Below are 14359 nucleotides of genomic sequence, written 5' to 3'. Positions count from 1 at the left end.
CCATTCTTCAGGCGCATAGTTCAGGAGTTTAAACTCTATCGGGTAATCCCTCGGGCTCAGCTGATGAATATAGCTGTTGATACCATCAGTATAAGCCAGGATCATATCCTTAATTACAGGATCGGCCATCATGGCTTTTATGGTTTTTTCAGCTCCGTAAACCATGCCCATGCGGCGGTGATAACGGTCAATGTCCAGCACTTTAGGCCCGATAACTTCGGCCAGCCTGCCTGCCGCTTGCCGGGTTTGGATATCCATTTGCCAAAGACGGTCGGTAGCGGTCATGTACCCTTGGGCAAAGTACAGGTCGTGCTTATTTTGGGCAAAAATGTGCGGGATGTGGTTTTCATCAAACTTGATGGTAACCTTGCCTTGCAGGCCTTTAAGTTTAAGGTTAAGAGCTGGTAAAATGTGCTTGCTTTCGGCATTTTGCCAAAAACCATCTGCCGGGCTCAGGAATTTGCCCAATGGAGGTACAACGCCAATTTTAGTTTGCAGTGCACCGATGAGCAGTAAAGTGAAAAATATGGATATGAGCGCTTTTGTAAACTTCATTGATTGGGTAATGATATGCCCCTAAAGTTAACCATTTAGGCTGCATATTCAAGCGTTGGTTTACGCTTGTGGTAATGTTTTTTAGGTTTTGGGGTTTGAAGTGAATCTGTTTTGGGTTGTTTCTTTTCCCTCCGGAAATCCCATGGTGGGGTAGGGTTGGCTTCCTGCCATAAACCAAGCTTGTTTTCACGTGCCTGTTGTTCCAATGCAGCCAGTTCGGCGTTTTTGGAGTAGGCCTTGTATTGCCAGGCATAGCCGTTTTTTACCAGTGCGTAATTTACGTTTGTACCATCGGTAAGTACTACCTGCGCAACTGTACGCCCATAACGGTCATGCACGTTCCCGATTAATTTTACCTCTTTACCAAAGCAAAGGTCGGAAGTGAATTTTTTAGCCGCCTGCCCAAAGGCCTGTGATTTTTCGGGGCAGTCAATTTCGGCAAGCCTAACGGTAACCTGCTGGTTATCGCTGCTAAGCAAGCCTAAAGTATCACCATCTTTTACCTTTACAACTTTATAAACATCGGCATCAGGTTGTTTGGTGTTGTTAGGATTACAACCCCATAAAACCAAAAGAATAAACAAGAGGGCGGAGTATCTTTTTAGCATGTGGTAAAAATGCAGATTTTTTTAAAGCTGATTAAGTATTATTAACAAACGTCATTGCGAGTAACGAAACAATCCCTCGATATACAGGGCGGCCTTGTAAGTCTTTCTGTATAGTTCGCGATTGCTTCGTTCCTCGCAATGACGAGTGGCGATATTATTTCCCATGCAAACTCAACGCGTTCCCATCGGGATCTTTAATGGCGGCAAACCTGCCCCATGGCGTTTTTTCGGCATCGCCTACTTCAAGGCCTTTGGTTTTTAGTTCTTCAATTTCTTTATCAAGCTCGTCAGTTTTAATTACAAGGCCTCGTACACTGCCCGCCGGCATTTCCGGAAACCAATTTACAAGAGTGATAGAAACCGGCGAGCCGGGAAATGCCATCTGGATCCAGGTTTGTTTTTCAAAGTTGGCCTCAACCATAATTTCAAATCCTAATTTAAGGTAAAAGGCTTTAGCTGCTTGCTGATCGGTTACCGGGATAGAGATAATTTCAATTGCTTTCATTTATTTGGTGGTTTATAATGGTTGGCTTAACCTGGTTGAATGTCGAATTTATCTTTGAAATATCACAACAATAAAAATATTTTTTCATCGCTGTTGCATCGTTTTTCGTAATTGAACACGATCTTTAAAACATAATAAGCCTGTTTTTTATTTAAGAAAAAATGCCCGCCATCGACCCGAATTTTTACTCCGATCTGAAAGTGAATACCATACCACTTGGTGAGCTTTTTATTAAAGAGGAGTTGTTTAACAATGTACCTGCCGACTGGCATATCATCATTACCGATATTAAAGGAAGTACCCTTGCCGTAAGCAGCGGCCAGCACGAAAATGTAAATTTCGTTGCTACAGGCAGCATTGTATCCGTACTCAATATAGCGTTTAAGCATAATATAACGGTGCCGTTCTTTTTTGGAGGTGATGGTGCAACGTTTATTGTACCCGCACCTATTGTTGATACGGTAATGAAGGCCCTGGTTTTATATAAGGACAATACCCGTAAAAACTTCGATCTTGAATTGCGCGCCGGTATTGTGCCTGTTAAACAAGTTTATGACGAGGGGTATAAACTATGTATCAGTAAATATTGCACAACCGGCAATTTTACAATCCCGGTTGTTTTGGGCAATGGCCTGAGCTATGCCGAAAAAGTAATAAAAGGCAATGAGGGGGAGTCATTCGATTACATGGCACAAGAGGATGAGCTTGACCTGACCGGGATGCAGTGCCGCTGGGACAAGATTCCCCCACCCGAAAATAGCGAAGAAGTGGTATCCCTGCTGGTTGTTGCCCGGGAGGAAAATAAACAGGCCGAAGTTTTCAAAAAAGTGATCTGTTATATCGATGAAATTTATGGCGATCCGGAAAAGCGGCAACCGATTTCCGTCCCTAAGCTGAAACTTAAGTCAACTTTTGATCGGTTGGGCCGTGAAATGAAGGTAAAGCTGGGTAATGTAAAAGTGATGGAATTGCTTAAAGACTGGATGGTGATGCTTTATAGTTATATCTGGTTCAGTACCAAAAAAGGGAAGCATTATTTGAACAGGCTGGTTGAAATGTCGGACACGCTGGTTATTGATGGCAAGATCAATACAGTAATATCAGGTACATCAGCCCAACGAAAAAAGCTGCAGGAAGTATTAACCAAACTGGAAAGCGATGGTGAACTGTATTTTGGCTTTCATGTAAGTCGCGAATCGGTAATGTCATGCTATGTTCGCGACCTGGAAGATGGCCATATCCATTTTGTTGATGGATCAGAAGGCGGATATACCAAGGCAGCAGGATTTATTAAAAAGAAGCTGGCGGGCATGTGAAAGAATGTCTTGATAGTGCGCTGTTCGATGTCTCTGACATCGAACCAATATGCCTGTAGTTTGTAACTACAGGTTCATGCAGTGTTGTAAAGGTGATACTGTAGTCCAAAGACTACATACATAGACGTACGAAGTCAGAGACTTCGTACAGCGAAAAAAAACCTTTAAATCTCATAAAGCCAATAAATTCCGGTTCTGAAATTTTTTAGCATTAACTTTGCTATTTATTAACGTAATTTTAATAATTACTATCATGGGCAAATTTACTATACCTGATAAAGTGCTGTACGTATGTGTAGGCAGCAAATGCGGAAAACGCGGCGGTAAGGATATGTATAAGATAGCCAAAGCCTATATTAAACACAATAACGGCCCCGAAGAAATAGAGGTGATTGAAACCGAATGTACCGATCGATGCAAGTACGCTCCGGTATGCAGCATTCAGCCGGGAAATACCTGGTTAAAGGAGTATCATGCTAAGGACGTTTTGAAGTTGATGGATTTGATCAAGTAACCTCACCCAAATCCTCTCCAAAGGAGAGGGCTTTTACAAGTAAATGCATAAAAAAAGTCCCTTTGCCACAAGCAAAAGGACTTTTTTTATTAGAACCCTCTCCTTTGGAGAGAGTAGGGCTTACGCCTCACTATCATATTTTATCTGACCAACATGTTTGTCGATCTGCCACCTGCCGGTACCTTCTTCGCCGATAACTTCGAATAGTTCCAGGGCGCGACGTGCTTTGTATTCTTCTTCACGTTGTTCTTTCAGGAACCAGTTCAGAAACTCCATAGTAATAAAGTCCTGCTCTTTCATGCAGCGTGCATAAATATTTTTGATAGAGTTGGTTACGCTGATCTCCTGGTCAAGGGCTTCTTCAAACACTTCGCGGAATGAGTTATATTCCTGTTTGATACCGGTTACTTCAGGTGATACAGCATTGCCGCCCATATCAAGAATATATTTATAAAATTTTAACTGGTGGTGGCGTTCTTCTTCTGCTTGTTTGAAAAAATATTCAGATGAAAAATCATAACCATTGCGGTTACACCATGAAGCCATGGCTAAATATATTGATGAAGAGAGTGCTTCTTTCTTAACTTGCTGGTTTAAAAGCAATTCGATATCTGCTGATATCAGGCTTTTTATGCGGAGTAGGTCTTTCATGATCTTGATAAATTAAACGTTATATGCCTTATTGCATGAAATTATAATGCAATAATAATGCTGTTAAAGCATATTAGTTTAATTTAAAATCAATATGAAATTAATCTAAATTATATTGAGAATTGGTCTAAATTACAGAGAGTTACTGAACAGACGGTCGTGGATAATATGGTTGAGTTCCAGCATCACAAAAGTACCTTCCAAAAGCTCTTTTAGATTGATGATCTGAGCCAGTGAAAGCACGTAACAATGATCGCAGGCGCAGATAAAAATGATCTCCACATCCGGATCGGTAGTAGTATTAAGGAGTTTTTCCTCAATGTCAATAGCGTAAACTGCTTTGCGCAGTTTCAGGAAATTACGATGGTCAAACCTTGCAACTTTACCTGCGAAATCAACATACCAACAACGCTCCGCATCGCACTGGTAAACTGCACCTGTTCTGGTGCTGAAAACGTCGGTCCATAAAGTTAGTTCGGTGGTCGCAATCATATAACGGATACAAATATTGGTATTATTTGTAATCAATCCAAATAAACATAGAAATAATTTTTAACAGATTTTGGGTAGTGATAGCTTTAGTGTATTCAACTGACATTGGCCCGCTCAATTGCCGCGGGTGGCTGTTACTTTTGTCTTGACACAAAAGTAACCAAAAAGTCAAGTCGGCAGGGAGGCTTCTTTGTCGCACTGGCCAGCCCACTCATCCTGCGCCGGCCTTTGCCCTGCAAAGCGGGCAGAACCACGGGCTGCAATTATTTTGCCCCGCTTCGCGCACTCATTACCCTCGCTTCTGCAAAAACTTGCTATGCCCCTCCAATTGCACAGGCCACCATTGTTCTGCCCGCTTTCGCCCGAAGCTTACCTGCCGACGGGAAAGGAAAGAAGCAAGACAGTTAGAGTCAAGAAACAAGACAATAAAGTTTAATAAAGGACAAAATCTGTTATAACCTCCAAAACAAAAGCGCGTCGGCCCGACAAAAAAGCGGGCCTGGGAGTATGGCCTGCGGGGGGAAGCATTTTTTTGTCTTGATGTTTGGTTACTTTGTATCTAAGGTAAAGTAACTGGCCCCGCCCGGCCAAGAGGGCGACGATGTAAGTTATATAGCACAAAGTTTGTTACCTGCCAGTTGGAACACTATCGCGATTAACTTATCTGTAACTTTTTCATACAAGCAATTAATTTTATTATAAATTTGAAACGCGGTTACAGGCTTGTCCTTAATCAACCAATTATCCTTTTATCATTTTTTATATGAGAAAAATCTTACTATCCGTCATGTGCTGTATGCTGCTTGCATTTGGCGCAAAGGCGCAAATTCCTGCACTTGAGCGTGTTGAGCCCATGTCATGGTGGGTGGGCATGAGCAATCCCAACCTGCAGCTGGTGGTGCATGGTAATAACATTGCCGCCCGTAATGTAGTGCTTACTTATCCCGGAGTAAAGCTAAAAGCAGTGCATAAAGTTGAAAATCCTAATTATTTATTCATTGACCTGCAGATTTTTTCATCGGCTATTCCGGGAACGTTCCCGATAAAGTTTAAGAAGAACGGTGAAAAGGACCTTACTTATAGTTATACGCTCAATAAACGCGACAGGTCAGCAGGCAGGGCGCAAGGGGTTACCAATAAAGACCTGATCTATCTCATTATGCCCGACCGCTTTAGCAACGGCGATGCTGCCAATGATTCGTTTGATAACCTGCGCGAACGAGGTATCCACCGCGATTCGATGTTCAGTCGTCACGGAGGAGATATCCAGGGGATCATGAACCACCTCGATTACCTCAAAAATTTAGGTGTTACCGCTATCTGGCTCACACCCGAAATCGAGAACGATGAGCCGCATGCTTCATACCATGGTTACGCTGTTACCGATTATTATAAGATAGATCCACGCTACGGCACTAACGACCTGTATAAAAAGTTTGTAGAAAAATGCCATAGCCTGGGATTAAAGGTGATCAAAGACCTTGTGCACAACCACGCTGGTACCGAAGGCTACCTGATACAGGACATGCCGATGAAAAGCTGGGTACACCAGTGGCCAACTTATACTAAATCAAACTTTAGGGATGCAGCTGTAATGGACCCGCATGCATCGCCAATGGACCGTAAATTGATGCAGGATGGATGGTTTGATCATCGCATGGCCGATCTGAACCAGAGCAATGTTTATGTACAAAACTATCTTACCCAAAACCACATCTGGTGGGTGGAGTACGCCGGTATTGACGGTTTCAGGCTGGATACCTATCCTTATAATGAGCCTGTTTATATGGCCAAATGGGCAAAAGATGTTAAAGCTGAGTTTCCGAAGCTTTCCATATTTGGCGAAACACTGGTATGGTCGGCTGCTAACCAGGCATTTTTTACACAGGGAAATACAGTTAACCGGGGCTTTGATACCCAACTGCCTGGCATAACTGATGGTGTTTTAAAAGATGCAATTTATGAAGCTATCAATGGTAACGACGGCTGGACAGATGGTGTTGGTCGCTTATACTCCGTAGTAGCTCAGGACTTTTTATACCAGGATGCTACCCGCAATACTATATTTATGGATAACCATGATATGAGCCGCCTGCTCTCCATGGTAGGTGAAGATGTTACGAAATACAAATCGGCCATGGCTATGCTGCTTACTATGCGTGGCGTGCCGCAGATGTATTATGGCGATGAGATCCTGATGAAAAACTACTCCAATCCCGATGGTTTGGTGCGTGAGGATTTTCCGGGCGGCTGGGCCGGCGACAAGCAAAATAAATTTACCGCCGATGGTCGCGATAAAAAGGAGAATGACGCTTTTAACTATGTAAGCAAGCTGGCTAACTACCGTAAAGTTACTACTGCGCTGCAAACCGGTAAACTGATGCAGTTTGTACCCGAAAAAGGCATTTATGTTTATTTCAGGTATGATGCTCAAAAAACGGTAATGATCATATTCAATAGCAGCGATAAGGAGCAGGAAACTGCAACTGCAAGGTATTTTGAACGCATTGGTGATGCCAAAAAAGCAAAGAATGTGCTAACCGACGAAGTGGTTGGTCTTGATAAATTAACTATACCGGCCAAGACAACTTTAGTGTTGGAATTAATCCCCGGCGTTACCCATTAAAATAATATCTTAGGGGACTAATTCCCTGTGTTTTACCCAAGAAAATGAATACAATAAAAGCATGCATTTTTGACCTCGACGGTGTGATTGTTGATACCGCCGTTTATCATTATAAAGCCTGGAAAAGGCTGGCCAACTCGCTTGGTTTTGATTTTACCGAGCATCAGAACGAACAATTGAAGGGCGTAAGCCGTGTGCGTTCGTTGCAATTAATATTAGGTTGGGGCGGGGTTACCAAAACCGAAGCCGAGCAGGAACAACTGGCTACCCAAAAAAATATCTGGTATATGGAAATGGTAAACCAGATGAAACCTGAAGAGATCCTGCCTGGTGCTAAGGAGTTTTTGAAAACCTGTCGTGCGGTAGGCCTAAAAACGGCGCTCGGTTCGGCCAGTAAAAATTCCATGACCATATTGGAAAAAATCGGCATCACCGATATGTTTGATGCGGTAATTGACGGCAACAAAGTAAGCAAAGCCAAACCTGATCCGGAAGTGTTTTTGGCAGGTGCGCAGGCCTTGGGCGTATTGCCCGAAGAGTGCGTGGTATTTGAGGATGCCATTGCCGGGGTTGAAGCCGCCGTTGCCGGAGATATGAAGGTAGTAGGCATTGGCTCGCCCGATGTACTTACGGGAGCTAACCTGGTTATTAAAGGGTTGGATGAAATGACCCTGGATAAATTGTATAAGTTGTAGCCCCACCCAACCCTCCCCTAAAGGGAGAGGGCTTAAAAAAGGGCGTAAATAATTAAAGTATTAACTATTAAATTCAAGTCTCACCCTTTAGGGGGAGATTTAGAGGGGGCAAATGAAAAACTACATAAAAGCTGATGAGTGGAAGATAATTGAAGAAGGCTTCGACGCTCATTATAATAAGATCTCTGAAAGTATATTCAGTTTGGGTAATGGCCGTATGGGCCAGCGTGCCAATTTTGAGGAAGCTTACAGTGGGGATACCCTGTTAGGTAATTACGTTGCGGGGGTTTATTATCCCGATAAAACCCGTGTAGGCTGGTGGAAAAACGGTTATCCCGAATATTTTGCCAAAGTGCTCAACGCTGCCAACTGGGTGGGTATTGATGTGGTGTTAGATGGCGAACAGCTTGATCTTGCCAAATGTGAAGTGCTTAGCTTTCGCCGCGAGTTGAACATGAAGGAAGGTTACCTGAAGCGCGATTTTCATGCTAAAACGGCATCAGGCAAAGAAGTTAAGGTAGAGGCTATCCGCTTTTGCAGCATGGCCGATGATGAAACAGGTGCTATCAAATACACGCTTACGCCGCTAAACTTCAGCGGAGCCATCACCTTAACTCCGTCAATTGATGGCGATGTGGTGAACAAAGATTCCAACTATGATGAAAAGTTTTGGGACGAGGTAAGCAAAGCTAATCAGCCAGATGGCGGCTACATCGTAATGCGTACCAAAAAAACAGGATTTGAGGTGGCTACAGGAATGAAGTTCAGCATCCTGCAAAATGGTGAAATTATTGAACTCGCTACGGAAGCTATCGAAAAAGAAAAATATGTAGCTGCTAAAATTAATCTGCAGGCTAAGCAGGGTGAAAGCATTACGGTAATCAAATACGCGGCTAATCTTTCATCGCAAAACTATCAACCCGAAGAACTGGTTGATCAATTAAACGCCACTTTAAATCGCATTAGCATCAAAGGTTTTGACGCCATGCTTGCCGAACAAGCTGCTGCCTGGGCCGAAAAATGGAAACATAACGATATCATTATTGATGGTGATGTATCGGCGCAACAGGCCATTCGCTTTAATATTTACCAGCTTAACCAAACTTATACAGGAGAGGATGACCGCTTAAACATCGGCCCTAAAGGCTTTACCGGCGAAAAATACGGAGGCTCTACCTATTGGGATACCGAAGCTTATTGTGTGCCTTTTTACCTGTCGACAGCGCCGCAAAAAGTTACGCGTAATTTGCTGCTGTACCGCTACAAGCAATTGGGTAAAGCCATTGAAAACGCGCAATTGCTTGGCTTTAAAAATGGTGCAGCTTTATATCCTATGGTTACCATGGATGGTACCGAATGCCATAACGAGTGGGAGATCACCTTTGAGGAGATCCATCGGAATGGAGCTATCGCATTTGCTATTTACAACTACGTACGTTATACCGGCGATGAAGCCTATTTAGGCGATTATGGTTTGGAAGTATTGCTGGGTATTGCCAGGTTTTGGTCGCAAAGGGTTACCTGGTCTGAGGATAAGGAGCAGTACGTAATGCTCGGTGTAACCGGGCCAAACGAGTATGAGAACAACGTAAACAACAACTGGTATACCAGTACTTTGGCTACCTGGTGTATGCAATATGCTATAGATGTTGCCGCTAAAGTAAAAGCTGAAGAACCGGAAAAATACGCTGCCTTGGTAAGCAAGATCAGTTTGGATGAGGCATTGGAGTTCAGCAGATTTAGTCATATTGTAGATAAGATGTATTATCCTTATGATGAAAAGCGTCAGATCTTTTTACAGCAGGATGGGTATTTGGATAAAGAACAGATCCTGGTGAAAGACTTGCCGGCTGCTGAACGCCCTATCAACCAAAAATGGAGCTGGGACAGGATCCTGCGTTCCTGCTATATTAAACAGGCCGACGTGCTACAGGGTATCTACTTTTTTGAAGATCAATATGATATAGATACCATTCGCCGCAATTTTGATTTTTACGAGCCGCGTACGGTGCATGAATCATCATTGTCACCCTGTGTGCACGCTATTTTGGCTGCTAAACTGGGCGATGAGGCCCGCGCTTACGAGTTCTACCTGCGTACTGCCCGTTTAGATCTGGATGATTATAACAATGATACCGAGGATGGCTGCCATATCACTTCAATGGCGGGTACATGGATGGCTGTTGTGGAAGGTTTCGGCGGTATGCGCGTGAGGGATGGTAAACTGGTATTCCAGCCATTCATTCCCGAAAAATGGTCGTCGTTTTCATTCCATATTGGTTTCCGTGGCGCGCTGCTGAACATTAAAGTAAGCAAGGAAGGTGTGCAGATCAAAAATACATCAGATGTGGAAACTACTGTGCTGGTTTACGGTAAGGAGCAACTGGTGAAAGCCAATGATGAGTTATTAGTTGAAGCATAATAGAAAAATATGAAGTGGGTTATTGGGATTATAATAGGTGTAGGTTTTTTGACTGGAGGTGTATTTCTGTTGCCTGCACTTTTGATGTCGCATGAGCCATCTTTGTTCTCATTTATTTTTTCACTGTTATTTAATGCTGCATTTTTTTACGGTATCGGCTATTTCTCTATCCATCTCACAGAAAAAAAGCAACTATATAATTTAACAGTGGCAATTATGGTGCCCTGGGTTGCAGGTTTTTTTGCATGGATAGCATTACTTATACTGGGGATTCAACTTTTTCCTTATCCGGCTTTAGATATTCTGATGGCTTTTATTTTTTCGGCAGTCGGCGGTATTGTGGCACATCGGGTTAATATAAAAAAGGCCGTTTTATGAAGTTAAATTCAATCTTTATTTTAAGCGCTGTGTTATTGTTCAACACAGGTTACGCACAAAAACATCATACAAAAAAACGAATGGAACAAAATACTGATCATAAGCTCATTATATACCAATTACTGCCACGCTTGTTTGGCAACACCCAAACGCTTAATAAAACCAACGGATCCATTGAAGAAAATGGCGTTGGCAAGCTTAACGATATCAACGATAAAGCCCTGCAGCAAATCAAAAAGATGGGCTTTACCTACGTTTGGTATACCGGTGTAATTGAGCACGCCACCATGACCGATTATTCGCAATTCGGCATCAAAGCCGATGATCCGGATATTGTAAAGGGCAGAGCGGGTTCCCCTTACGCTATTAAGGATTATTACGATATCGATCCCGATCTGGCAGTTGATGTTAAAAACCGTATCGGTGAGTATGAAGCGCTTATTAAGCGTACCCATAACAACGGTTTAAAAGTATTGATGGACCTGGTACCAAACCATGTTGCGCGTACTTATGGATCTGATGTTAAACCTGCCGGTGTGCGTGATTTTGGTGAGGATGATGATAAGGGTAAAGCTTTCAGCGCTGCCAATGACTTTTACTATATGCCCGGTCAGCCCTTTGTGGTACCGGCGGGTTACAACCCAGGAGGGGATGAGTTTAAAAGCCCGCTGAAGGATGGGAAATTTGATGAAAATCCTGCCAGGGCAACAGGTAACGATGTGTTCAGCGCTGCCCCATCAATTAATGATTGGTTCGAGACCATGAAGCTGAACTACGGAGTTGATTATATGGATCACCGTCGCGGTCATTTCGACCCTATCCCGCCCCTGTGGAACAAGGTTTATGATATCCTTCATTACTGGAGCGAAAAAGGCGTTGATGGTTTTCGTTGCGATATGGTGGAGATGGTTCCAATTGAGTTTTGGGGATGGGTGATTCCTAAACTGAAAGCGGAGCATCCCGGTTTGGTATTCATTGGCGAGGCTTATGACAAAGGGAAATACGCCGATTACATTTATAAAGGAAAGTTCGATTACCTGTACGATAAAGTAGGCCTGTACGATGCCATTAAACGCCTAACCCGCGATGAACACAACTCATCAACCTGGGAAATTAACGCCGTTTGGAACCATGATAGTAAAGGTATCGACGAACACATGCTCCGCTTTATGGAAAACCATGATGAGCAGCGCATCGCTTGTAATGATTTTGCAGGCAACCCATGGCTGGCTGTTCCGGGTATGATTGTTACCGCTACGTTGAACACCGGCCCGGTAATGGTTTACTTCGGGCAGGAAGTAGGGGAGCCGGCTCAGGGTACCGAAGGTTTTAGTGGTAATGATGGTCGCACTTCTATATTTGATTACTGGGGCGTGCCCGAGCATCAAAAATGGGTTAACAATCATGAATACGACGGAGCAAAGCTATCCGAAGATCAACAGAAACTAAGAGGCTTTTATCACAACCTGCTCACCGCTGTTCATAATGCAGAAGCCCTTAAATCAGGCGCTTTTTATGAGCTGATGATAGCCAACGAACACCAGCCGGGCTTTGATACCCGCCAGTACATTTATCTCCGGTATACCATCAATCAGCGTATATTAGTAATAACCAATTTTAACCGGGGCGAGCGTAAATTAACCGTAAAGCTGCCGGAAGACCTGTTAGCAAAATTAAACCAAAGCGGCCATAAACAATTTACCGACCTGTTAAGCGGCACTAAATTCAATACCGATGATATTAAAAACGGTGTTGAAGTAAGCTTGCCGGCTATGAGCGGTATGTTGCTGGAGTTTTAGCCGCTCCCTTTACGTCATTGCGAGGAGGAACGACGAAGCAATCGCGAACTGTACAGAGGGGCTTGTATAGCCGCCCTGTACAGTTTGGGATTGCTTCGTACCTCGCAATGACGGGTGTAGAAGGATTGCAACGCTTCTCTCGCAATGACGGATGGTGAGGGTTGTCGTCCGTCCGTAGCACTGTGTTACTGTACTTTTAGACGAGTGTGGACATACAGTGTACCAATGAACTATTGAACCAATGAACCAATGAGCAAAAATAAACCAACTATCGCGCAAAAGCCACGATTAAGTTTTTGGCAGATCTTTAACATGAGCTTCGGCTTTTTGGGTATCCAGTTTGGCTTTGCCCTGCAAACAGGTAATGCCAGCAGGATCCTGCAAACCTTTGGTGCCGATGTGGAGCATCTGTCGTGGTTTTGGCTGGCTGCACCTATAACGGGTATGATTGTTCAGCCTATCATTGGTCATTACAGCGACAGGACCTGGAACCGGCTTGGTCGCCGCCGACCGTACTTTTTAACGGGGGCAATCCTTTCAGGCGTGGCATTGTTCTTTATGCCAAACTCATCCATGCTGGCAGCGCTGATCCCGCCTATAGTAGTAGGAGCGGGCATGCTCATGATCATGGATGCATCGTTTAACGTAGCTATGGAACCATTCAGGGCATTGGTAGCCGATAATCTGCCCGATAGCCAGCACACTACGGGTTTCTCCATGCAAACCTGTTTAATTGGGGTAGGCGCTGTAATAGGTTCATGGCTGCCTTACGTTTTTGCCGAATGGTTTGGTGTAGGGAAAACGGCCAGCCAGGGTATTGTGCCCGATAACGTGCTTTATTCTTTCTATATCGGCGCTGCGGTACTGATAGGTGCTATTTTATGGACGGTGATCCGTACTAAAGAATACCCTCCCGAAGTTTATGCAACCTTTCATGAAAAGGACGAAACAGAATCTGGTCATCAGGGAGGCTTGCTGGAGATCTTCTCCGATTTGGCCAATATGCCTAAAACCATGAAGCAGTTGGGGTTGGTACAGTTTTTCTCCTGGTTCGCGCTTTTCTCTATGTGGGTATTTACCACCCCGGCAGTTGTTGACCATGTTTACCACATCCCGGCAGGGGATACCTCGTCAGCAGCCTATAATGATGCTGCTAACTGGGTAAATGTATTGTTTGGTGTATATAATTTAGTATCGGCAGTGTATGCACTATTATTGCCGCGCATAGTTAAAAAGCTGAGCCGTAAAAAAGCGCATGCATTTTCATTAACTATGGGTGGCTTGGGGCTGATCTCGGTATTCTTTATCTCTGATCCGCATTTGCTGATATTATCAATGGTGGGCATCGGCCTGGCCTGGGGTAGTATCCTTGCCATGCCTTACGCAATCCTATCAAGCTCAATACCAGCCAAAAAGATAGGCGTGTACATGGGTATTTTTAACTTCTTTATCACCTTCCCTCAAATTGTAAATGGCATCATTGGCGGGCCGATAGTTAAGTATGCTTACAGCGGGCACGCCATATACGCGTTAGTAATGGCGGGTGTTTTTATGTTTTTAGCAGCTATAGCTGTACTTTTTGTTCAGGATGGTAAAAAAATCCAAATTATTGAGGCTGCAAATTGAATAAAAATTAAGGATTTGGCACGGTTAATGATTTTTCGTTAATTCAATTGTTGTATATTGCGTAGTAAGGACACTTTATACATATTTGCAGAACCACTAATTTATTTGAATGGAAAGTAATACCCCAAATCCTGAGCTGATAACAAGTAAGTTAGTTGAAGTAGAAAACTTA

At 43.6% G+C, this 14359-nt stretch carries 13 protein-coding genes; 8 read left to right on the top strand and 5 right to left on the bottom strand.

Features of this window, described 5'->3' with window-relative positions; translation table 11 throughout:
* The 3 genes from VF500_RS10210 to VF500_RS10200 all read right to left on the bottom strand — a co-directional run.
* Positions 1-555 (bottom strand): penicillin acylase family protein (locus tag VF500_RS10210; protein WP_330859574.1); only part of this gene is annotated, 555 nt, incomplete at its 3' end.
* 35 nt (positions 556-590) lie between these two features.
* Positions 591-1163, bottom strand: coding sequence for a thermonuclease family protein (locus tag VF500_RS10205; protein WP_330859573.1), 573 nt, complete (start codon positions 1161-1163; stop codon positions 591-593).
* Between the two features lie 154 nt (positions 1164-1317).
* Complete coding sequence (locus tag VF500_RS10200) at positions 1318-1668, bottom strand: glyoxalase superfamily protein (protein ID WP_330859572.1); 351 nt, start codon at positions 1666-1668, stop codon at positions 1318-1320.
* Positions 1669-1829: 161 nt separating this feature from the next.
* Here VF500_RS10200 and VF500_RS10195 point away from each other — a divergent pair, with 161 nt between their 5' ends.
* Positions 1830-2984: a DUF3095 domain-containing protein gene (locus VF500_RS10195; RefSeq protein ID WP_330859571.1), complete on the top strand. Its 1155-nt coding sequence runs from the start codon at positions 1830-1832 to the stop codon at positions 2982-2984.
* Between the two features lie 253 nt (positions 2985-3237).
* On the top strand, positions 3238-3498 hold the full coding sequence (locus VF500_RS10190; protein WP_330859570.1) for a (2Fe-2S) ferredoxin domain-containing protein: 261 nt from the start codon (positions 3238-3240) through the stop codon (positions 3496-3498).
* A gap of 120 nt (positions 3499-3618) precedes the next feature.
* Here the strand turns inward: VF500_RS10190 and VF500_RS10185 are convergent, their stop codons facing one another.
* Together VF500_RS10185 and VF500_RS10180 are read right to left on the bottom strand one after the other, a co-directional pair.
* On the bottom strand, positions 3619-4149 hold the full coding sequence (locus VF500_RS10185; RefSeq protein ID WP_330859569.1) for a ferritin: 531 nt from the start codon (positions 4147-4149) through the stop codon (positions 3619-3621).
* 132 nt (positions 4150-4281) lie between these two features.
* Positions 4282-4641, bottom strand: coding sequence for a hypothetical protein (locus VF500_RS10180; protein WP_330859568.1), 360 nt, complete (start codon positions 4639-4641; stop codon positions 4282-4284).
* Between the two features lie 763 nt (positions 4642-5404).
* On the opposite strand from VF500_RS10180, the gene VF500_RS10175 reads away from it, so the two are divergent.
* From VF500_RS10175 to VF500_RS10150, 6 genes are all read left to right on the top strand, one after another.
* Entirely contained in the window at positions 5405-7267 is a 1863-nt protein-coding gene (locus VF500_RS10175) for a glycoside hydrolase family 13 protein (RefSeq protein WP_330859567.1), read from the top strand.
* Positions 7268-7311: 44 nt separating this feature from the next.
* Positions 7312-7962, top strand: coding sequence for a beta-phosphoglucomutase (gene pgmB, locus VF500_RS10170; RefSeq protein WP_330859566.1), 651 nt, complete (start codon positions 7312-7314; stop codon positions 7960-7962).
* Positions 7963-8074: 112 nt separating this feature from the next.
* A complete protein-coding gene (locus VF500_RS10165; protein WP_330859565.1) occupies positions 8075-10384 on the top strand; it encodes a glycoside hydrolase family 65 protein in 2310 nt (769 codons plus the stop codon).
* Positions 10385-10393: 9 nt separating this feature from the next.
* Positions 10394-10762 carry a hypothetical protein gene (locus VF500_RS10160; protein WP_330859564.1) on the top strand — a complete coding sequence of 123 codons (369 nt, stop codon included), beginning with the start codon at positions 10394-10396 and terminating at the stop codon, positions 10760-10762.
* 80 nt (positions 10763-10842) lie between these two features.
* Positions 10843-12561, top strand: coding sequence for an alpha-amylase family glycosyl hydrolase (locus tag VF500_RS10155; RefSeq protein WP_330859563.1), 1719 nt, complete (start codon positions 10843-10845; stop codon positions 12559-12561).
* Positions 12562-12810: 249 nt separating this feature from the next.
* A complete protein-coding gene (locus tag VF500_RS10150; protein WP_330859562.1) occupies positions 12811-14187 on the top strand; it encodes an MFS transporter in 1377 nt (458 codons plus the stop codon).
* Positions 14188-14359 lie beyond the last annotated feature (172 nt).

The organism is Mucilaginibacter sp., assembly GCF_036383575.1.
GTDB lineage: Bacteria > Bacteroidota > Bacteroidia > Sphingobacteriales > Sphingobacteriaceae > Mucilaginibacter.
The sequence above is the reverse complement of the archived record's forward strand: the minus strand, read 5'-3'. Positions and strand labels throughout refer to the sequence as shown.

Coding starts and splice junctions, on each gene's coding strand:
- VF500_RS10195 (WP_330859571.1), top strand. CDS start 1,830: ATGCCCGCCATCGACCCGAATTTTTACTCCGATCTGAAAGTGAATACC.
- VF500_RS10190 (WP_330859570.1), top strand. CDS start 3,238: ATGGGCAAATTTACTATACCTGATAAAGTGCTGTACGTATGTGTAGGC.
- VF500_RS10180 (WP_330859568.1), bottom strand. CDS start 4,641: ATGATTGCGACCACCGAACTAACTTTATGGACCGACGTTTTCAGCACC.
- VF500_RS10185 (WP_330859569.1), bottom strand. CDS start 4,149: ATGAAAGACCTACTCCGCATAAAAAGCCTGATATCAGCAGATATCGAA.
- VF500_RS10155 (WP_330859563.1), top strand. CDS start 10,843: ATGGAACAAAATACTGATCATAAGCTCATTATATACCAATTACTGCCA.
- VF500_RS10205 (WP_330859573.1), bottom strand. CDS start 1,163: ATGCTAAAAAGATACTCCGCCCTCTTGTTTATTCTTTTGGTTTTATGG.
- VF500_RS10160 (WP_330859564.1), top strand. CDS start 10,394: ATGAAGTGGGTTATTGGGATTATAATAGGTGTAGGTTTTTTGACTGGA.
- VF500_RS10150 (WP_330859562.1), top strand. CDS start 12,811: ATGAGCAAAAATAAACCAACTATCGCGCAAAAGCCACGATTAAGTTTT.
- VF500_RS10200 (WP_330859572.1), bottom strand. CDS start 1,668: ATGAAAGCAATTGAAATTATCTCTATCCCGGTAACCGATCAGCAAGCA.
- pgmB (WP_330859566.1), top strand. CDS start 7,312: ATGAATACAATAAAAGCATGCATTTTTGACCTCGACGGTGTGATTGTT.
- VF500_RS10175 (WP_330859567.1), top strand. CDS start 5,405: ATGAGAAAAATCTTACTATCCGTCATGTGCTGTATGCTGCTTGCATTT.
- VF500_RS10165 (WP_330859565.1), top strand. CDS start 8,075: ATGAAAAACTACATAAAAGCTGATGAGTGGAAGATAATTGAAGAAGGC.